The organism is Pseudomonas sp. MONT-RG-20F-20-E-7-02 (assembly GCF_022662395.1).
Classification (GTDB): domain Bacteria; phylum Pseudomonadota; class Gammaproteobacteria; order Pseudomonadales; family Pseudomonadaceae; genus Aquipseudomonas.
The window spans coordinates 641400-662168 of the sequence record NZ_JAKNQN010000001.1; the positions used below are offsets into that span (position 1 = coordinate 641400).

17 protein-coding genes are annotated in these 20769 nt (G+C 61.8%); 11 read left to right on the top strand and 6 right to left on the bottom strand.

Features of this window, described 5'->3' with window-relative positions; translation table 11 throughout:
* The first annotated feature begins 39 nt into the window (after positions 1-39).
* The 3 genes from L8I05_RS02895 (at position 40) to L8I05_RS02905 (ending at position 4807) form a co-directional block, all read left to right on the top strand.
* Positions 40-2097: a methyl-accepting chemotaxis protein gene (locus tag L8I05_RS02895; RefSeq protein WP_242167138.1), complete on the top strand. Its 2058-nt coding sequence runs from the start codon at positions 40-42 to the stop codon at positions 2095-2097.
* 275 nt (positions 2098-2372) lie between these two features.
* Entirely contained in the window at positions 2373-4112 is a 1740-nt protein-coding gene (locus L8I05_RS02900) for an OPT family oligopeptide transporter (protein WP_242167139.1), read from the top strand.
* 68 nt (positions 4113-4180) lie between these two features.
* The gene (locus L8I05_RS02905; protein ID WP_242167140.1) at positions 4181-4807 is read left to right on the top strand and encodes a glutathione S-transferase; all 627 of its coding nucleotides are present in this window, start codon (positions 4181-4183) and stop codon (positions 4805-4807) included.
* Positions 4808-5041: 234 nt separating this feature from the next.
* Here L8I05_RS02905 and L8I05_RS02910 read toward each other — a convergent pair whose 3' ends face one another.
* Together L8I05_RS02910 and L8I05_RS02915 are read right to left on the bottom strand one after the other, a co-directional pair.
* A complete protein-coding gene (locus tag L8I05_RS02910) occupies positions 5042-6292 on the bottom strand; it encodes a hypothetical protein (protein WP_242167141.1) in 1251 nt (416 codons plus the stop codon).
* Positions 6293-6438: 146 nt separating this feature from the next.
* On the bottom strand, positions 6439-7065 hold the full coding sequence (locus L8I05_RS02915; protein WP_242167142.1) for a LysE family translocator: 627 nt from the start codon (positions 7063-7065) through the stop codon (positions 6439-6441).
* A 152-nt stretch (positions 7066-7217) separates the two neighbouring features.
* On the opposite strand from L8I05_RS02915, the gene L8I05_RS02920 reads away from it, so the two are divergent.
* The 3 genes from L8I05_RS02920 to L8I05_RS02930 all read left to right on the top strand — a co-directional run bounded on the left by L8I05_RS02920 (position 7218) and on the right by L8I05_RS02930 (position 14164).
* Positions 7218-12929: a membrane-targeted effector domain-containing toxin gene (locus L8I05_RS02920; protein WP_242167143.1), complete on the top strand. Its 5712-nt coding sequence runs from the start codon at positions 7218-7220 to the stop codon at positions 12927-12929.
* Positions 12930-13074: 145 nt separating this feature from the next.
* A complete protein-coding gene (locus L8I05_RS02925) occupies positions 13075-13815 on the top strand; it encodes a BPL-N domain-containing protein (RefSeq protein WP_242167144.1) in 741 nt (246 codons plus the stop codon).
* Positions 13816-13930: 115 nt separating this feature from the next.
* Positions 13931-14164, top strand: a complete 234-nt coding sequence (locus L8I05_RS02930) for a hypothetical protein (RefSeq protein ID WP_177017500.1) — start codon at positions 13931-13933, stop codon at positions 14162-14164.
* 3 nt (positions 14165-14167) lie between these two features.
* Here L8I05_RS02930 and L8I05_RS02935 read toward each other — a convergent pair whose 3' ends face one another.
* On the bottom strand, positions 14168-14407 hold the full coding sequence (locus L8I05_RS02935) for a DUF6124 family protein (RefSeq protein ID WP_242167145.1): 240 nt from the start codon (positions 14405-14407) through the stop codon (positions 14168-14170).
* A 598-nt stretch (positions 14408-15005) separates the two neighbouring features.
* Here L8I05_RS02935 and L8I05_RS02940 point away from each other — a divergent pair.
* From L8I05_RS02940 to L8I05_RS02960, 5 genes are read left to right on the top strand one after another with little or no spacing between them, the layout of a single operon-like run.
* On the top strand, positions 15006-15575 hold the full coding sequence (locus tag L8I05_RS02940) for a nucleotidyltransferase family protein (RefSeq protein WP_242167146.1): 570 nt from the start codon (positions 15006-15008) through the stop codon (positions 15573-15575).
* A gap of 57 nt (positions 15576-15632) precedes the next feature.
* Entirely contained in the window at positions 15633-16073 is a 441-nt protein-coding gene (locus L8I05_RS02945) for a TspO/MBR family protein (RefSeq protein ID WP_242167147.1), read from the top strand.
* A complete protein-coding gene (locus tag L8I05_RS02950) occupies positions 16073-17053 on the top strand; it encodes an alpha/beta hydrolase (protein ID WP_242167148.1) in 981 nt (326 codons plus the stop codon). Before L8I05_RS02945 ends, L8I05_RS02950 begins: the two co-directional genes overlap by 1 nt.
* A 51-nt stretch (positions 17054-17104) precedes the next feature.
* Complete coding sequence (locus L8I05_RS02955) at positions 17105-17329, top strand: hypothetical protein (RefSeq protein ID WP_177017503.1); 225 nt, start codon at positions 17105-17107, stop codon at positions 17327-17329.
* Entirely contained in the window at positions 17326-17823 is a 498-nt protein-coding gene (locus L8I05_RS02960) for a GNAT family N-acetyltransferase (protein ID WP_242167149.1), read from the top strand. Before L8I05_RS02955 ends, L8I05_RS02960 begins: the two co-directional genes overlap by 4 nt.
* Positions 17824-17951: 128 nt before the next feature.
* On the opposite strand, the gene L8I05_RS02965 is transcribed toward L8I05_RS02960, so the two are convergent.
* Genes L8I05_RS02965 through L8I05_RS02975 form a run of 3 tightly spaced genes read right to left on the bottom strand, consistent with a single transcriptional unit; the run spans position 17952 to position 20724 of the window.
* On the bottom strand, positions 17952-18716 hold the full coding sequence (locus L8I05_RS02965) for an ABC transporter ATP-binding protein (RefSeq protein WP_242167150.1): 765 nt from the start codon (positions 18714-18716) through the stop codon (positions 17952-17954).
* The gene (locus L8I05_RS02970; protein WP_159958232.1) at positions 18713-19717 is read right to left on the bottom strand and encodes an iron ABC transporter permease; all 1005 of its coding nucleotides are present in this window, start codon (positions 19715-19717) and stop codon (positions 18713-18715) included. Before L8I05_RS02970 ends, L8I05_RS02965 begins: the two co-directional genes overlap by 4 nt.
* The gene (locus L8I05_RS02975) at positions 19714-20724 is read right to left on the bottom strand and encodes an ABC transporter substrate-binding protein (protein WP_242167151.1); all 1011 of its coding nucleotides are present in this window, start codon (positions 20722-20724) and stop codon (positions 19714-19716) included. Before L8I05_RS02975 ends, L8I05_RS02970 begins: the two co-directional genes overlap by 4 nt.
* Between the last annotated feature and the right edge of the window lie 45 nt (positions 20725-20769).

Genomic DNA, 20769 nt, shown 5'->3' on the forward strand with positions numbered 1-20769 from the left:
TTCTAGTCAGTTCTAGGTTGTTTTGGGGAGTGGTCGGCGATGCACAGTCTTTTATCACCGGGTATCCGCCTGCTTGGCCGTTTCGGTTTCGCGCGCAAGTTCCAGATTCTGTTTTTCCTGTTCATGCTGCCCCTGGCCGGAAGTCTGTGGATGATCGGCCAGGACTATCGCGACAAATTGGCGGTGATTTCCAGCGAGCAGTCCGGCGTTCATCAGCTATTGGCCCTGGATACGCTGGATGGCCAGCTCACCGCGCAACGCAACCAGGCGGCGCGCTGGAAGGCGCTGGATATCCTGCACACGCCAACGGCTGCGGCCAAAGCGGCGATGGACAAGGTCGATGCCGGCAGCCCAATCATTCTGCAAAGCCTGCAAGCCTTGGGTGACTCGCTCAAAGCCCAGAACGCCAGTGCCGACACTATGGCGCGTTTCGAGGCCTTGCAGGCCACGGTCAAGGGCATGGACACCCAGTCCCTGCGTGCCGTGGGCTGGTGGCCGGACGGCTATGACCGCTTCACCACCGCCCTGACCGCGTTGCAAACCCTGCGCGAGCAGATCACCCAGGACGCCGGGCTGATCCTTGACCCTTGGCTGGAAACATACCTGCTGATGCAGATTTCCACCCAGCACACGCCAGACCTGATCGAGCGCATTGGCCGCACGGCCAGTGTCGGGCAGTCGTCGATTGCCTCGGGGCAGTTCACCTTGCAAAGCCGCTTGCAGATGCGCGACCTGCGTGGCCGTATCGGCGATGCGCGAGATCAGTTGGCCAAGGCCGCCACGTCGCTCAAAGCCAAGCCGTACCCAGGGATCGAGCCGTGGACGGCGCAATACGACACCAGCCTGCAATTGCTCGATAACGAACTCAAAGCGCTGGACGACGGCGTGTTTGGCGGCACCATCAAACTCGACACCACAGGCTTCGACCGCAGTGTCGACAGCATGCTCGGGGCGTTGGGCGCGTTGCGCAGCCAGTCGTTGCACTCGCTGGATGAGCGCCTGGGTTATTACCGTGACCGCTCGCTCAAGCAGTTTATTCCGGTGGCGGCGACGTTCAGCCTGCTGGCCCTGGCGGCCTTGTACTTGTTCATCTGCCTGCAAGCCTCGATCCGGCGCAGCGCCAGTGGCATCACCACGCTGGCCGAGTCCCTGCGCGACGGCAACCTGTGTGTCGAGGTGGCGGTGGAAGGGCGTGACGAACTGGCGGCGATCAGCACCGCGCTCAACGTCGCGGTGGTGCAGTTACGCACCAGCCTGCTCGGGGTCAATCACGAAACCCAGCAACTGGGCTCCGCCGTGCTCACCCTCAATTCGCAGTCGGGCAGCACCCTCACCGAAGTCGAAGACCAGCAACACCAGATCAGCCAGATCGCCGCCGCGGCCACGCAATTGGCGGCCACCTCGATGGGCGTCGCCAAAAGCTGCGAGCAGGCCTCAGGCAGCGCGCAGCAGACCCGTCGCATTGCTGAGGACAGCAGCCGCGACAGCCAGCGCACCACGGCAAGCATTCAGCAACTCAACCAGCGCCTGACCGACACCGCCAACGCGCTGGAACAGGTAAGCCAGCAAGGGCAGCAGATTCAGTCAGTGGTCGATACCATTCGCGGCATCGCCGAACAGACCAACCTGCTGGCGCTCAACGCCGCCATCGAAGCCGCCCGCGCCGGCGAGCAGGGCCGTGGTTTTGCCGTGGTCGCGGATGAAGTGCGCAGCCTGTCGCAACGCACTCAAGCCTCCACGGCGCAAATCGCCGGCACGGTGGACAGCCTGCGCGCGACGGTCAGCCAGGCCGTCACGCTGATGGGCGCCGCCTGCGACCAGGCGCTGACCGATGCCGAGTCCGTCACCGGCCTGGGCACGCGCCTGGGCGAAATTGCCGGCGCCGTGCAAAACGTCACCGACACCCTGGCGCAGATTGCGGCGGCGGTGGAAGAGCAGGCGACGACGGCGGATGAGGTCAGCGGCAATATCCAGCAGGTCGATCAGGCGGCTGGGCGCTTGCTGGACGGCGCGCGGGCGGTGAACCAGGCGGCGGATACCTTGAGCAAAGGCAGCCGGGCGTTGAGTGAGAACACCGCGCGGTTTCGCTTGAGTTGACGATGCCTCCTGTGGCGAGCCCGCTTCCTGTGGCAAGTGGGCTACCTGCGGCGAGCGGGCTTGCCCCGCGTTGGGCTGCGAAGCGGCCCTAAACCCTGGCGACTCGGTCTACCTATTGGACCGTGGTGGCTGGATTGGGAGCGCTTCGCACTCCAACGCGGGGCAAGCCCGCTCGCCACAGGGAGGTGTGAAGCCATCACGCGGTTAGATGAACCTTCGGCGCCAACAGGGCTCACTTATTAGGTCGCCCTGTTCACTTGCCGAAAGGAATCTGCATGCCTTCGACCCCGCCAACGCCCGTCCTGAACGCCCCGGTTGAACGCGAACTGAGCCTGCGCGCGGTGAGCACCGGGATCGTGTTGGGCATCCTGCTGACACCCTCAAATGTGTACGCCGGGCTCAAGATCGGCTGGTCGTTCAACATGTCGATCATCGCCCTGCTGGTCGGCTATGCCATCTGGCAAGGCCTGGCCAGGCGCAACCCCGGGCAACTGCCGTGGACGCTGCACGAAAGCAACATCAACCAGACAGTCGCCTCGGCCGCCGCCTCGATTATCTCCGGTGGGTTGGTGGCGCCGATCCCGGCCTACACCTTGCTCACAGGCAACACGCTGGAAGCGTTGCCGATGATCGCCTGGGTGTTCTCGGTGAGCTTTCTCGGGATCTGGATCGCCTGGTACCTGCGCCCGTCGCTGCTCAATGACAAGGCGCTGAAGTTCCCCGAAGGCATGGCCACCCTGGAAACCCTGCTGCACATCTACAACCACGGCCGCGAAGCCGCGACACGCTTGAAGGTGCTGCTCGGCGCCGCCTTGCTGTCGGGGCTGGTCAAGTGGGTGGACACCTTCATTTGGGCCTTCCCGCGCTGGTCGCCCAGCGCCGCGATGGAACGCCTGACCTTTACCGCCGACCCGTCGCTGCTGTTGCTCGGCTTTGGCGGCATCATCGGCATTCGCGTGGGGCTGACCCTGCTGCTCGGTGCCTTGCTCGCCTGGGGCGGCCTGGGCCCGTGGTTGCTGGCGCAAGGCCTGGTGACCCTGCCGGCAGGCAGCAGCGGCCCGCAGTTTGCCGCGCTGGTTGAGTGGTTGTTGTGGCCCGGCGTGAGCCTGATGGTGTGCTCGACCCTGGCCTCGCTGGCGATCCGCCTGTTGGCGTTGCATAAGTCCACCAAAGACGCTGGCGGCACGCCCTGGGCGATCCCCAAGGCCGGGCCCGCCGCCGGTTTTGCCCTGGCGATTGTGTTGGTAGTGAGCCTGCAGGCGCTGTTGTTCGGGATCAACCTGTGGATGGCTTTGCTGACCATTCCCCTGGCGATCTGCCTGGCTGCCGTGGCCGCGCGGGTGGTGGGCGCCACCGGCATTCCGCCGATTGGCGCGATCGGGCAACTGTCGCAACTGAGCTTTGGCATCGTTGCGCCGGGGCAGGTGCCGATCAACCTGATGAGTGCCAATACGGCCGGCGGTTCGGCGGGGCAATGCACGGATTTGATGAACGACTTCAAGGTTGGCAAAGCGATTGGCGCCACGCCGCGCAAGCAAGTGATCGCGCAAATCCTGGGGATTTTCGTCGGCAGTATCGTCGGCGTGTTTGCCTACCTGGCGTTGATCCCCGACCCGCAAAGTATGTTGCTCACCGAAGAATGGCCGGCGCCTGCGGTCGCCACCTGGAAAGCCGTGGCGCAAACCCTGACCCATGGGCTGGATTCGTTGTCGGTGAGCATTCGTTGGGCCATTGGCCTGGCGGGGGCTGGTGGCGTGCTGCTGGGGATTGCCGACAGCACCATGCCCGCCCATCGTGCTCGCTATTTGCCCAGCGCCGCCGCGTTGGGCCTGGCCTTTGTGTTGCCAGCTTCTGTATCACTGATGATGGCCCTCGGCGCGGTGCTGACGTGGCTGGTGAGCTGCCGTTGGCCGAGCGTGACCGAACGCTTCGCCATTACCGCAGCGGCGGGGTTGATTGCCGGGGAAAGCATCACTGGCGTAGGCGCGTCGTTGTGGGCCATGGTTGCGAATTAATCCATGGCACTCCACCGCAACGGCGTAGTCTCTTACCTGGATACCCACTCTTGTTCAGCGGAGCTTTTATGATCACCGTCCACCACCTCAACAACTCGCGCTCGCAACGCATCCTCTGGCTGCTTGAAGAACTCGGCCTGCCTTATGAGATCAAGCGCTACCAGCGCGACCCGAAAACCAACCTCGCGCCGCCTGAACTCAAGGCCATCAACCCGCTGGGCAAATCCCCGGTGATCGAAGACGGTTCCCTCGTGTTGATCGAGTCCGCCGCGATCATCGACTACCTGATCCGCCGCCACGGCCAAGGCCGCCTGCAACCCGATCCGGCCACGGCTACCTACGATAAATACGTGCAGTGGCTGCACTTCGCCGAAGGCTCGGCCATGCTGCCGCTGATGCTCAACCTCTACGTCGGTCGCTTGGGTGAGGCGGGTGCGCCGTTGCATCCGCGCATCGAATCGGAGCTGGCCAACTACCTGGGCTACTTGAACGATGTGCTGGCGGATACGCCGTATTTGGTCGGTGACGAGCTGAGCGGCGCGGATATCCAGATGAGTTTTATCGGCGAAATCGCCATGGCCCAGGGCAAGTTGCAGGCCTATCCGAACCTCGCGGCATGGGTAAAACGCTTCCAGGCCCGGCCGGCTTACCGCGAGGCGGTGGAGCAGGGCGGCGAGTATGCGTTTGCCAAATAAAAAGTAGGCGTTATCCCTGTGGCGAGCGGACTTCCTGTGGCGAGCGGGCTTGCCCCGCGTTGGGCTGCGCAGCAGCCCCAATTAAAGCAAGCGCGGTGTATCAGGCGGAACTCAGCGACTGTTTTGGGGCTGCTTCGCAGCCCAACGCGGGGCAAGCCCGCTCGCCACAAAGATGCCCGCTCGCCACACCAATCCCGGTCACTTCCTCTTAGATGTTCGCAAAGCGCTTCGGTCCTAGCGCACGACCTCAACCGCCGTAATTTCATTCACATAATGGGTTTCGCTCGACGTCGACTCCAGCGTCAGCGCCACGCCCAGGTCCTCGATAAACACGCGTGAGGTCTTGTAGTCGCCCTGGTCGCACGCCAGTTTGATGGCATCGCCGGTCAAGGAGGCAAACACCTGGCGTGCCGGGATGCGCTCGCCGACCTTGCAGGTCAGGGTGGTTTCGTAGGGTTTGTCGGTCGGCCGGGCCGGCACGTTTACCATGTGCAGGCGGGTGCTCAGGGTCTGGCCGGGTGCCCAGCTGGTCGGCAGGTTCAGTTCGACGTCGCGGGTTTGCAGGACGCGCCCGTCGCCCACGCCATTCATTTTCGATTTCAACTGAATCAGGTCGGCTTGGGTCAGGCGATCAACGTTGAAGGTATTGCCATAGGCTTCGTTTTTCACCAGCAAGCCACCCTCGGCCTTGAAGGTGACCGAGGTCGGAAGGTCTTTGCTGCCATCGCCTTTCTTGGACAGGTAGCTGTAGTTCAACGTCTTGAACTTCGGTTGCAGCAAGGGTGAGTCGAGACGCTGGCGTACGTTGGCCGGTACCTCGACCTCGGTGAAGCTGGTTTCGATCTGGGTGCGCGGGTAGTCGACCGGCGCGATGTCCGGACGCAATTGCGCCAGCAGCCCGGCATTCACGCCGCCCTGTACCGAACAGCTGACGCGCGATTGCGTGCCAGACTTGCCTTCCGGCTCCACAATCAACACGCGTTCAACCTGGCGGGTGCCCGGCGCCTTGCCCGGTTGGGGTTTGATCGACTGCCAGCCGTTACCGACCTTGAGCTCGCTGCGGGTGTATTCCTTATCGCCTTTTTGCAGTGCGCCGCGTTGTTCCAGCAGCGGCGCGAGGCGCTGGGCGACCTCGTCGACGCCGCCGTCCACCACAAACCCCCAGTAATAGTAGAGCCCCAGTGGGCCGAGGTCGGTGACTTCATCGGCATACGACAACAGCTTCAACCCCGCGATGGGCGGCGCGCTGACCGGCACTTGGCTGGCCTTGCGGTCTGTGCGGTTTCTGACCGCGATCCAGGTGAACTGCTTTTCTTGCTGGAGCGGCGCATAGGCCTGCCAGGCATCGCGGTGATTGTTCAGACTGCTGAAGAAGCTCGCGTCGCAGCGGGTGAAGGCTTTGAGTGTGTCGGTCAGCGCAGCGTCGTCAGCATGGGCCAGGGTCGGCAGCACGGCAGCAGCCAGGAGGAGGGCGGGCAACTTCATTACAGGGGATGTCCTTATCGAAGAAAGGCGAGGCGGCATTATTCAGTAGTTACGCGGTGGCTTCCAGGCAAACACTGCACATCTACGGTGGGAGCTGGCTTGCCTGCGATAGCGGTGTGTCAGCCAAGGCCCAGTCATCGCGCTGACTAACGCTGCTGGAAGGCGACTTTCACGCCCAGCCCCATAAACAGCGTGCCGATGATTTTGCCTTCCCACCTACGCAGTCTCGAAAGCCCTTTGAGCCCACGGCTCAACGGCCTTATAGCGATGGCCAGCAAACTGGTATACACCGCACTCAACCCCGAAAAGATCAAGCCCAGCACCGCGAACTGAACCAGCGATGAGCCGGATTGCGGGTGGACGAATTGCGGTAGGAAGGCCAGGAAAAAGATCGCGGTTTTCGGGTTCAGCACCTCAGCCCCCACTGCCTGGAAAAACGCCTGGCGTGGTGTGACGGCGGGCAACGCAAGCCGTGTGTGAGGGCCGGTTTTAGCCATGAACGCCCGCACGCCCAGGTAAATCAGATACGCCGCGCCCACCCACTTCACCGCGTTAAACGCCGCTGCCGAGGTCATCAAGATCGCCGACAAACCCAATGCCGCGCACAGCGTGTGGATCAGATCGCCGGTCGCCACGCCCAGGCCGGTGGCGATGCCGACCTTGCGCCCGCCTTGCACGGTACGGGTAAGCACCAGCAACACCGAGGGGCCTGGGATCAGGAAAAGACCGATCACCACAGCGACGTAGGTGACGAGGGCGGAGAGTTCAAACATGGCGGGCGGTCTCGAAACAGGGCTCGGCGTACAGTAATCCCCATGTGCGGTTTGAATGCAATGCCATTGCGGTGGCTTGAATAATTACCGCCGACACACCCGGGCCGCGCCTCAAGCTGAGGGTTCATTTCATCAGCATGAGGACAGTGCCAATGAGCACGCCGAGTACCCTTCAAGACTTACCGACGTTTCAGGACATTCGCACACATTTACTTGAAATCGCCCCTGATCTGCGCGCCCAAACCCAGCTTCCCGTGGAATTGCCAGCCGAACTGGTCACGCTGGAAACGCTGAACAGCACCCTGATCGAGGCCAACCAGCGGTTTGTGAGCCAGGCACGGGCGTTGTTCAGCGCCTTGACTCAGGCAGACCTCACCCAGGATTCCGGCAAGGCGCTGCTCGCCACGCTCAAGGACGACCTGAATACCCAGCTGCAAAACCTGGACGAAACCAGCGCGGTGAGCGGCCAGGGTCGCAAAAGCTATATCACCTTGGCGGCCGGCGTTGGCGCGCTGGAGCAACAGGCCAGGCTGGATGTGCGTGATTACCTGCTGTCTGCCGACGAACAACGCATGATTGAAGACTGCGCCAAAGGCCCGACCTTCAGGCCGGGCATGTACTCGCTCAATTTCAGTTACCAGGGCCAGACCGTGGCGTTTGCGGGGGCCTTCGTGCTCACGCGCAAAGCCACGCCCCGCGTGGATAATCTGACGTCGGGTGAGGATCTGGGCCAGGTGCTGTTGTTTACCCCCAACCGAGGCCTGGAAGCCTTTGATTCGTTGGCCGAGCTCGATCAGGGCCTCAAGACACTGCTGGCGCTGCCTGCGGAGCGCGAAGAGTTCAGCCGCCATTTGCCGGTGCGTTACCAAGCGCTGGAGGTCGCCGGTATCTGGCCCCTGCAATTGCTGCCGATTGAAGGCAAACCCCTGTTCGAGCACACCTACAACGCGCTGCTCGACAAGCGCCGCCAGGACATCGACCACGCCTTGAGCCTGGTCGACAACCCGCTGCACGATGCACGGCTGCTGCAGTCGGCACTCGAAAACGCGGTGAAGGCGGCGCTCCCGGACTTGTCCTCTCGCCTGGCTTTCAGGCAGCAACAGTTGCTGGAACGCAGCCTGTACAACAGCCTGCCGGATTGGTATCGCAACGCTGACTCGACCCATCAGGCCACATTGAGTCGCCTGATCCAAACCTACAACCAGGCCCGCGAGACCTTTGTCGATCTGTTGGGGCCGGCCGCTTCGCCCCAAGCCTTGGCGAGTTACCAGGTGACCGAGTACCTGGACGAAGTGCTGGAGCTGTACGACCTGGACCCGCAACTGCTGGAGATCGTCACGCAAAATCATGTGCCCAACGTCGGCACCTATACGCGCAAGCGCAACCTGACGCAGTTGACCTATTCGGGCTTGCACACCGGCGATGAGCTGCCTGGCTCGTACTTTCTGACCCGCACCAAAGTGCGCTATGCGGGCGAGGCGCTGCGAGGTCGGCATGCCGAGCTGAATGCGCAGGGCCTGGTGGATATGCTTCACTCGTCGGGCCTGCAACCGCGCCTGGATTTTGCCGCGTTGCAGAAAGAAGTGCAGGGCTGGCCTGAACTCAAGCAGGCGGCCCGTGACCTGTTCGATCATCGCCTGGTGTTGCTCGCCTATGTTGCCAGGTTGCGAGGTGACTTGACCGAGACCGGCTATCAGCGGTTCGAAGACCTGCGCGCGGGCACAAACCAGCACCTGCACGCGCAGACCGTGATGCTGCATGGCGCGCAGCTCAAAGACCTGTGGCTTTTGCGTGAGAACGATGCCGACGGCCACACCCTGCGCTTGCTGCTGTGCACCCCCGAAAGCCCGCGCGAGCAGCCGTTTATTGCATTCACCAGCGAGCGCGAATGCCAGGCGCACATCGTGGGCTGGGCGGATGACAACACCCGGTACAGCGGCCGGAGCATGAGCGACTATCTGCTGGAGCAATGCCCGCTGCGTTTTCGTCCGAAAATGCGCACGTTCCTCGCCGGGCTGAGCTTCAGGCCCGATGCACCGGAACATGAGGAGGTGACGTTCGGCCCTTTGTGCTCTCACGCCGCGTGCCTGGACGCCATGGTGGTGCATTCGCAAAGCGTGGCGGTGGACGACTACGAATACACCACGCCGTTGTGGTATCGCTCTGCCTCGGCGGCGGATCGCACTCGGCTGACCAGCCTTGTCGATGATGCGGCGGGCGCCCTGCGCACGTATAAATTCGATCGTGATTTGCATTCAGCCATCACGCCTTTCAACGACTTTGTGCACCAGAAGGCCAAGCTCAGCCTGAACACACTGCTGGGCCGTAGCCAGAATGATATCGACCCGGACACGGTGTATGTGTCGGCGCCTTGGCCACTATTGGGCGGCATGCCGGCGCCCATCACCTACACCCAGCTGTACCGAGACGGCTATCAGGATAACGTCGGTTTTATCGACCCCAAGTTCTCCACCTCAGCCACCTTCAGCGGGCCGAGCGGGGTTGACCTGAGCCGCCTGGCGCCGCAGAACGTTGCGCGCTCGGTGACCGGTGTGTGGGTCGGCCAGGCCTACATCGATGAGGTTCGCGCCAAGCTGCAAAGCGCAACCAGCCCCGGCTACTCCAAACGGCGCGACGTCACCTTGGTGATCAACCAGTTGCAGATCAAACACGCGGCGTTGGAATGCTGCCTGCGCGGGCATATCGCCCAGGTCGATCTGGCGTGGCTGGAGCGCGCTATCGACAGCCTTGGTGATACGACGGTTGCGACCCGTAACACCTACAAGGTCCATCGGCTGATGCTGGATGGCGAATGGGTTATCGGCAATTACCTGTTCAGCCATGCGGACAACCCAGTGCTGCTGTACAGCCCCGATGCACCCGATGGCATCGCCATGCGTGAGGCGAAGCTGTTCAACCACTGGCTGAAAAAAGTCGATGGTGTGTCGGAGTATCTGCTTGCCAGGGTGGCGGTCAAAGCCAAGACCCGGATCGCGAGCTTCCTGGAGACTGCCCGCAAGGGCTTGCCCGAGACGATTGATCGTACAACCCCAAGCCCCGCACGCCATGACCCGATCGCCCATGTTCCGCCCGTGGCCGACCTGCGCCATGAGCTCTACAACATGGTATTGCAGCGCAAAATAGATGACGTGGCGGCCACCACGGTTAACCGAACCGACATGATCATGGGCATTGTCTGGACCTGCGTTGAGCTGGTCACCGCCATCGCCACCATTCCTTTTCCAGTGTTGAGCCTGGGCCTGGGCGGCCTGCTCGCCTTCAAGGACGCCATGCTTGCCATTAATGCCTACCATCAGGGCGACACGGGTGGGGCCTTGCAACACTTCATCGGCTACATGGCCAATGTGGGCGGTGCTGCAGTGTTCGACTTCCGCCCCGCGCTTAAAGGCCCGCTTAACACGCTGTCGATCAGAACGGTGACTAAAACGGCAAAACAGGCCCAGTTGCTCAAAACACCGGCCTTGAGCATTCCTGGCGATATGCAACCCGTGCTGTTCGACGGCAGCGAGTTTTGGGTAAAGACCACGGCGGATGCCATGGGCCGTAACGTGTTGTATCGCTATGACGCGCTGACCGGGCACATGCGTTCAACCTCGCGTCTGGTCAATCAACAGGTCGACGGCCGCTGGGTACGTTCAGGCGTCGTGGGTGGAGGGCGCAAGCAGTACCAGGTACTTCAGGAAGAGGTTGAACAGACCCTGGCCGGCTACGAGATACCCGCCGAGCAAGGCAGAAACTTTAGAGTGGCACTCGATACGGGGTTCTGGCGCAAGAGCCCGGACGAAGTGATTGCCCAGGCATCACAAAGTGCGGCCTATGATCAGTTGGGTACGCTACGTAAAAGCTATGCCAACCAGGTCAAACAGCTGGTCGAGGATACCGAGGCGTTCTTCAAATCGCCGCCCGCACGCCCGGACCGTTCAGGTTTGCCGGCGCTGGCGGCGGATTCAAGCGGTGCCACCGTGCTCGCCAGCCTGTTTGCACTCAAAAAGGGGCTGATCATCGGTGCAGCCAACGCCAGTGTCGCCAGCAAGCAGTTGCTGATCGAGAATATGCAGGCGTTGGCTGCGCAAGGGCTCAAGCGTGTGTACATCGAAAACCTGCCGGCGGATGTTTTTCGCACCAAGCTTAAAATTATCAACAAGCAAGCCAAGGGCAATACCGAGCACGCCCTGAAACGTGTCGAAGAACACTTGGCGCGGGTCGACAAGGCCCTGGGCTGGGAGGCGGACGCCCCGTTTACCTACCGCAAGCTGATGCTTGAGGCGCACAAGCACAATGTTGCGATCGAAGGCGTGGACGCTTCAAGTTCCTACCACATGGAACACGTGCTGGAACTCTCCGAAACGGAGCGGTTTGTGCCGCGCAGCAGCAAGCTGCGAAACTTCTACTCGCACAAAAAGCTTGCGACAAAAGGCCCCGATGAAGGCTGGATTGCCCTGGTTGATCACAACCGTATCGGCAGTGCTGATGAGGTGCCGGGCCTGGCCGATTTGCAGAATGTCATTGCGCTGCGCGTGGATGAGGTGACGGCGGGCCAGGCAGCGAGTGTGCTCCCCGATACTTCTGCCGCCGCAATGGCCCGAGGGGATTACAGGCTGACACTGGCCTCGACGGCACAAGCGTTGCCGACGGCCGGCCCCTCAACGGCGGTGCAGGTGCCCGCTTCAGTGTCTCATTACAGTGCGTTTGATCTGCCCGCGACGTTTAAGCGTGAACTGCAAGAGATGCTGTACAGCAAACGCGCTTTTGATACGCGCTATAGCCCGCCCACTGGAAGCCCGTTCAGCGCAGCGTTCGGTGCATTCCGCAACACGCGTGATCGACTGGAAAAGGCTGCCAAAGAGGTGTTTGCCGCTTACACGCCACCGGCACGACCCGACTTCTCCGACCTTGCAACGGCCACCGATGAACAGGCGTTTATCAAGCAAGTGTATGAGCATAAGTGGGGATTTATCGTTGCCGAAGCTCATGAACATCAGTCCAGCAAAGCGTTTCTGATCAAGTACATGGCGTATTTGAAGGAGCAGGGCGTCAAGACGCTGTATGTGGAACACCTGCTCACCGATCTGCATCAGGCAGAGCTGGAGCAGTTTTATAAATCGGCGAATATGCCCGCAAACCTCAAGCGTTATCTGAACGCGCAAGACCGCGGCCATATGCCGGGTTATTCAGGCGTCAACACTTACACCCATGTGATCAACGCCGCGAATAAATACGGGATTCGGGTTCGAGCGCTCGATTGCACTGCCAGTTATCACGCCAAAGGTATGTCTGCGTTGAACGGCCGCGAGACCTTGTTCAGCTATTTCGCCAATGAGGTGATCAAGGCCGACCAGGCGGCAGTGGGGCCGCATAAATGGGTAGCGCTGATGGGGAATGCCCACGCTGATATGTTCAACGGTGTTCCGGGCGTCGCGCAATTGCAGGATGCAGTCAGCCTGACGGTGCGCGATGTCGCCCCCGGCAACGCACGCCCCCTGCACCGGAGTACATGGGAAATCATCGATCAAGGCATAGGCTCGCGAGGCGCAATGGCTGCGCGCACTGATTTCAAAGTGGAAGTCGGCACTGTCGGCTTACGCCAACCCGGCCCTGCCGCGCTGCCGGATCGCACACGGCTTAGAAACATCGGCGACTTCCTGATCGAGCATCCTTCAACCACCCAGGCCAACCTGGTTCACCACTCCAATAGCCGCGAAATTATTACCACCCCGATTCAAATTGACGACAAGGGGCAGTTTTTTATTGAGCGTTGGCCGCAGTTGAAAGACAAGCGTTACTTAATGTTGAACCACTTGATTGAGGCGCTCAGGACAGAAGTGCACTTGACCGCCGTTTAAACCACGTTGGCCCTGCACGTTGTGGGTGCGGGGCTTTCGAGCAGGCGGCTGTGGCCGATTTACAACTGTTAACGGTTTCAACGCGGCTTTCGATATAGGCTTCCGATGGCAAGTCCGGATCAGCCTGTTTGATGAGCCAACCACCATGAACCTGTCCGTTATCGCCCCCGTGTTTCTTGCGTTTGCCATGCTGCAAGCACCATTCGCGCACGCCGCCACGTCCATCACCCATGTGGCGATCTACCGAGGCCCGGCCGGCTGTGATGACTGTTCCGAGAACGTGAAAAAGGCCTTGCAGCGCCTGAGCCCGGCTTATCAGATCGACTTTGTCGGTGCGGATGAGCCGGTCGACATCACCGCGCAAAACCTCGCGCGCTATGACCTCTATGTGCAACCGGGCGGCGGCCAGGATATTCCGGCTGCCCTCGCCAGCCTTGGGGATGCGCGCGCTGAGGCTATTCGTGAGTACGTCGCCAAGGGCGGGCGCTATTTGGGCCTGTGCATGGGGGCGTATCTTGCCGATGACAGCAACCTTGGCTTAATCCCGCAGGATTTGGATTCCGAAGCAGGCCGGCCGGGCTTTGAGGTGTCGGGCATTGACGATGCGGCAGTGCGGGTGGTGTGGGATGGGCAGCCGGACAGCGTGTTTTACCAGGATGGCCCTTACTTTCCCAAGGCTGACGGGGCGTCGCCTTATACCGCCATCGCCACCTACCGAAACGGGGATGTGGCAGCCGCGCGCTACACCTATGAGAAAGGCGTGGTGGTGCTGAGCGGGCCGCATCCGGAGGCGGGGCGGGAGTGGTTTGAGAATGCTGGGATTGTGCTGAGCGAAATGCCGCGAGGGGAGCTTTTTGGGGTGTTGGTGCGCAGTGTGGAGCAGTAGGGCGATTTGTAAGCATCTGGCCGAAAGCAGCCCCTTTCTTGGCTAACCGGTCTACCATGCCAACCCCGGCAGTGGTTTCACGCGCTACCGACCTCTATTTTTCTAAGGTATCGCCATGTCCATCGACCAAATCTCCCTGCCCAAAGGCGTAGGCCCGCACGCCGCCAAGCTGCTTGACGCCATCACCGGCGCCGCCACCCATGAAGAACTCAACCGCGCTGGCGGCAAGGCCGAAGGTTTCGTGCTCGGCCTGGAAGCCACCAAAGCCATCAAAAGCCAGATCGCCGAGTCGCTGTATGTGGCTTACGACGACGCGGCGAGCAATCGCGCGGGTGAGCTCAAAGGCTAATCATCAGCCAGGGCAGGGCGCTTCACGGTCGAGGAGTTTGGCCGTGAGCAGCACGCCCAGCTCGCTCAGTTGGTGGATCGCCAGTGCAATGTCGCGGTGTTTGCCGCGCAGGTCTTCGGCCAGGTCGAGCAGGAGCGTGCTGACTGAGGCGAAGGTTTCGTAGCTGTTGGTGATCAGGGTTTCGGTGCTGGTGTCGGGGACGACGGTGAAGAGGGTGGTTGAATCTGGTTTGACGTTAGCCATTGTTAAGTTCCTTGCTTGGGCTATAACCTCATCGCTACTAAACGAAAAGGCGGTAGCTGTACGCAGGTTAGTAGACCGGGGGAACCTAACAAAACCGGCGCGCCCGAGAGCGCCCTACGCACAGCCACCATCAAGCACAGACCCGAAAGCCTGACAGATGAAGCTTATGCACTTGTTAGGTTAAACCGTGGGCTACTAAACCCGATCACTGAACGATTCAGCGACCGAGCAACCTTAGAGACGGCCACCTCAGCACACAAGCCGGCGGATTCTGACGTAAGCGTAGGCAATGGAGCAAGGCGCTGCGGTCCGTTCACCTGCCGTGTGGGCCGCCACATCCTCTGTGGTGAGTAGACCTTTTGTGGTGAACTGCTTTTTTTGTGTGGCGAGCGGGCTTGCCCCGCGTTGGGCTGCGCAGCAGCCCCAATCCATGAGGAATGCGGTGTGCCAGGCACAACCCAGTGGCTGGTTTTGGGGCCGCTTCGCAGCCCAACGCGGGGCAAGCCCGCTCGCCACAAAGGTCGCTAGCGGCCGGGTTACACTGCGTTCAGGTAACCTATCGTTAACCACGCTCAGGCGCGATCACCCAGGATTAAACATGACATTGACCGTCGACACCCTGCTCGAACTGGCCATGGCCAACCCCATTAATGCCGAAATCACTGCGCGCTTGCCCGATCTCGGCGTGGAGCAGTGCATGCTCACGGCGGGCTGTCTGTTCCAGGCGGTGTGGAACCATCAGTCGAACCTTCCCGCCGCCCAGGGGGTTAAGGACTACGACGTTTTTTACTTCGACACAGACCTGTCCTACGAGGCTGAGGACGCAGTCATCCGCGCGGCCGATCAGCTATTTCAAGACTTGGGCGTCAACGTCGAGGTCAAGAATCAAGCGCGGGTCCACCTCTGGTATGGCGAGCGCTTCGGCCGGCCTTACCCACAATTGCATACCGCTAAACAAGGTGTTGATCGTTACCTGGTGGCGGGCACCTGCATCGGGCTGGAGATTGCAACGGGCGAGGTGTACGCGCCTTACGGGTTGGCGGATGTGGAGCAGGGCCTGCTGCGGATCAATCCTTATCACCCTGAACCCGAGCTGTTTGCGGCCAAGGCCAGGAGTTATCAAGCGCGCTGGCCGTGGCTGAAGATCGTGGCGCCTGATCATTTGTGAACTTTTACCCGTTCTACAGGCGTCCTATCTTGAAATAAACCTGACAGTGGACAGCTCATGATCGTGCTTATTTTTCTCATCGCCTGCGGCGCGGCCGCCAGTACCGGGATTATTTTCAAACCGGGCCAATGGTACGAAGCACTGGTCAAACCCAGCTTCACGCCGCCCAATTGGCTGTTCCCGGTGGCCTGGACGGTCATCTATCTGCTGCTCGCCTGGGCGGGCTATCGCTTGACCCTGATCCCCGGCAGCCAACTGGCCCTGGGCTTGTGGGCGGCGCAGATTGCCTTGAACACGCTGTGGACACCGGTGTTCTTCGGCGCGCATCGCCTTTTCGCCGGGATGGTGGTGATCGTGCTGCTGTGGCTGGTGGTGGCGGCGCTGGTGGTGATGACACTGCGGCTGGACCTGATCACCGGGCTTATCCTGTTGCCTTACCTGGCGTGGCTGAGTGTCGCGGCGGCGTTGAATTTTTCGATTTTACGGAATAACCGCTGATGGCCCACACCCCTTGGCCTGCCAGCGCGCCTGAGCTGGCGCAGATGCGCGCGTTCAACAAAAAGCTCGCGTGGCTGCCGCGCTTTAAGGTCCGCAACCGCGTCACGCCGCGTGTGATCCAGGCGCTGCTGCGGGTCAGTCAAACGCTCAAAAAAGCGCCTGTGGCCGAGACTCGGCAGGTGGGCGCAGTGCCCGTGCGCATCCTGCGGCCGCAAGGCCAGCCCAAGGGCGTGGTGTTGGATATCCACGGCGGCGGCTGGGTGATCGGCAATGCGCAGATGGATGATGACCTCAACCTGGGCATGGTGCGCGCCTGTGAGGTGGCGGTGGTATCGGTGGATTATCGGCTGGCGGTCGACACCCCGATTGAAGGCCTGATGGACGACTGCCTGGCGGCGGCGCGTTGGTTGCTGAGTGCCGATGAGTTTGCCGGCTTGCCGGTGTTCATCGTCGGTGAATCGGCGGGCGGGCACTTGGCGGCCGCGACCTTGCTGGCGCTCAAACAATGGCCGGATTTGCTTGAACGGGTGAGCGGCGCGGTGTTGTATTACGGCGTTTACGATTTGGCCGGCACGCCGAGCGTGCGCACCGCCGGGCCGGACACCTTGCTGCTCGATGGCCCGGGAATGGTCACGGCGTTGCAAATGCTGACGCCAGGGCTGAGTGACGAACAACGGCGGCAGCCGCCGCTGTCGCCGTTGTATGGCGACTTCAGCGGGTTGCCGCCGGCGTTGATGTTTGTGGGCGAGTTGGACCCGCTGAAAGATGACACGCTGCAGCTCGCTGAGCGATGGGGCGGGGTGGCTGAGGTTGAAACCTACCTGCTAGCGGATTCCGCCCATGGGTTTATTCATTTTCCGGTGGCGATGGCGCAGGCGGTGCTTAACCATAGCCGAGCGTGGATCACGGCGCACATCAAGGCGTCGGCAACCCCAGCCGATCGTCACCGTGGCGTCGCCGCACGGGAACTTAAAAACTGATCGATCAGTCAGGTTAATCAGCTGCTTCCCTTTGATCACAAGGACGCCACCATGCGCGAATACACGCTGAATTACCTGTTCAACGACGAGCCTCGCACCCATGTTTTTGAACTCAAACAGTCTGAATTGCCGTTGCATGAGGCGGCAATGCACCTGCTGCAATTGCATTTCGGCGATGCGGAGAATGGGTTGATCCTGCCTGCTGCGGATGCGACACCCGCTGAGATTTTGGAGCAGGCAGAGGTGGTGGGGATAACCCGGATCAAGGTCCTGTGAGCCAACGCCCCATCCTCCAGGCGGTTACCGTCGCCGACATCCCTGACGTGTTGGCCTTCCTACTGCAGGCGCGTGCCGAGTTGTTTCCCAAGCTCAGTGCCACAGGCATGCCCGCCGACCTGGCGCAGTTTGCAGCCACCTACCTTGAGGGTGACGGGCAATGCTTGATCGCCCGCGCTGAAGGCCAGATCGTGGCCGCCATCGGCTATTTGCCCTATGACGGTCGTTTCCCGCAATTGGATTACCGAGGGCTTAAAACGGTGGAGGTGGTCCGCCTGTTTGTACGCCCGGCCTTTCGGCGCTTTGGCCTGGCGGGCGAGTTGTACCGCGCGCTGGAGATCAAGGCACGGGCGGATGGCGTGGAGGTGGTTTACCTGCACACCCATCCGTTTCTGGCGGGGGCGATTGATTTCTGGCTTCGACAGGGGTTTGAGATTGTCGACATCGAAGCCGATCCGGTGTGGCGCACCACGCATATGCACCGGTCTCTATAGCGCGCCGCAGTCCGAATGTAGGAGCTGGCTTGCCTGCGATGGCGGTGGATCAGTGGCCTATCCTGAGCTGACACACCGCCATCGCAGGCAAGCCAGCTCCCACAGTTGGAACAGCCTCATTCAAGTTGTCAGTTGGAGCGCAGCCGCAGGATCTGCGCACCATCGAACGGGTCCGTCAGGTAATGCGCCTGCACACCGAACGTTTCCTGCAAGCGTCTGGGCGTCAACACGTCCATCGGCTTGCCCAGCGCCACCAAACGTCCGCGATCCAACACGGCCAGGCGGTCACAGGTCAGCGCCTGGTTAAGGTCATGCAGGGCGATCAAGGTGGTCACCGGCAACGCCTGTACGCCCTTCAGGATCGCCAGTTGGTGCTGGATATCCAGGTGATTGGTCGGCTCATCCAGCAGCAAAATCTGCGGCCGTTGCGCCAGGGCGCGGGCGATGTGCACGCGTTGGCGCTCACCGCCGGAGAGGCTGCGCCAGGCGCGTTTGCCCAGGTGGGTGGCGTCCACATCGTGCAGCGCCTGGTTGACGATGGTGTCATCTGCGCTGGACCACGGGCTCAAGGCCGACAGCCACGGCGTACGGCCCAGCGCCACGGCGTCGAATACGCGGATCGCGTCATCGGTGTCGGCTTGCTGCTCCACCACCGCCAGCTGTTGCGCAATGGTGCGGCGCGACAGTTCGCCCAGGCGCTGGCCGCCGAGTCGCACTTCGCCGCTGCCAGGCGCACGCAAACCCGCGAGCAGCTTGAGCAGGGTGGACTTGCCGGAGCCGTTCGGGCCGACGATGCCCAAGGTTTCGCCCAACTGCACTTCAAGGTGAATATCGCGTAGCAGCTCGACGTCGCGCACCTTGAAGCCCAGGCCCGTGCAACTCAGCACCGTCATCGCGCGTTCCTCCGGCCAATCAAAATCAACGCAAACACGGGCGCGCCCACCAATGCCGTGACCACACCGACCGGAATCACTTGGCCTTTGATCAAGGTGCGCGACAGCACATCGGCGGCAATCAAAAACAGCGCGCCGCCCAACGCACTGGCCGGCAGCAACCGCGAGTGGGCGGTGCCGACCAGCAGGCGCACGGCGTGGGGAATCACCAGCCCGACAAAGCCGATAGAGCCGACAATCGACACCATCACCGCCGTCACCAGCGCCGCGCAGCCCACCAATACAAACTGCACACGCCGCACCGGGATGCCCAGCGACGCCGCCGAGTCGGTGCCAAAGGTAAACGCATCCAGCGCACGCCGGTGCCACAAACACACCGCCAGCCCGGCGACCGCCACCGGCACCGCCAGCCACACCGACGGCCAGCGCACGCCGCTGAGGTTGCCCAGCAGCCAGAACAGGATGCCGCGCGCCTGTTCGGAACTGGCCGACTTGGTGATCAGGAACGCGGTCAACGCATTGAACAACTGCGAGCCGGCGATGCCCGCCAGGATGATCTGCCCGGTGCCGCTGGACGAACCGCTGGCGCGTGCCAGCAAAATCACCAGCGCAAAGGCCGCCATGGCCCCGACAAACGCGCCGGCCGACAGCGAAATCAGCCCGCCGCCCACGCCGATCAACGCCACCAACACCGCGCCGGTCGAGGCGCCGGCACTGATGCCCAGCAGGTACGGGTCGGCCAACGGGTTGCGCAACAACGACTGCAAAATCACCCCGCAGGTCGCCAGCCCGGCACCGCACGCAGCGGCGACCAGGGCGCGGGTCAGTCGGTAGTTCCACACCACGCCTGCATCGATCGGGTCCAGCACGTAACCGGCGCCCCATAGTTTGTTGGCGAGCACCTGCAACACCACGTGTGGCTCGATGGCGGTTTCGCCGATGGCCACGCCGGCGAGCACGGCGAGCAACAGCAGCGCGAGGGCGAGTAGGGTGCGGGTCATTTGCGCAGGTCGTAGCCGTCGATGGCGCCGGCCAGTTGTTCCAGGCCATCGAACATGCGCAGGCTGGCTTGCAGCGCCAGGGCGTCAATAATGATGATGCGGTTGTTCTTCACCGCGTCCATGTTGCGCGTCACCGGGTCGCTGCGCAGGAAGGCGAGTTTCTTTTCATGGTCGTCGGCCGGGTAGCGGCGGCGGTCCATGCGCGCGATCACCAGGAAGGTCGGGTTGGCCTTGGCGATGGTTTCCCAGCCGACGGCGGGCCACTCTTCATCGGACTGCACCACGTTGTGCAGGCCCAGGGTTTGGAGCATGAATTCGGGAATGCCCTTGTGGCCGGCCACGTAGGGGTCACTGGCCATTTCGGCGCTGGAGAACCACACCAATGCGCTGGCTTGCTTGAGGCCTTTGCCTTGTGCGGTGGCGACAGACTTGGCCAGGCGCGCCTTGAGTTCGTCGTTCAATTGTTGGCCGCGCGCTTGCACGTCGAAGATCTCGGCCAGTTGGCTGATGCTCTTGTAAATGGTTTCGATGTGAAACGGTTCCAGCCGCGTGCCGTCGGCGCCCACCAGATTGTCCTTGCCTTCACAGTCGGAGGGCAGCACGTAGGTGGGAATCTTCAATTCTTGAAACTGCTCGCGGGTGCCGACCACGCCTTGTGGGCCGACCACCCATTCCAGCTCGGCGGCCACCAGTTGCGGGCGTTTGGCGATGACGGCTTCAAAGCTCGGCTCGTTGTCGGCCAGGCGCTCGATGCGGTCGTTCTGCGCCTTGAACGGCGGCAACACGCTGTTGAACCACAGCGAGGTGCCGACCACGGTGTTGCCCACACCCAAGGCGTAAAGCATCTCGGTGGCGGCCTGGCCAATAGTCACGCTGCGCGCGGGCGCCTGCTCAAAGGTCTGTGTGGTGCCGCAGTTCTGCACCGTCAGCGGGTAATGCGTCGGCGTGGCGTGGGCCAGGGCACAGAAGCCGAGGCTGGCGATCAGGGCGGTAACGCGTGGCAGCATGGGGCAGTCTCCAGGTGAACCGTACGTGAAAACAGGGGAGGTACG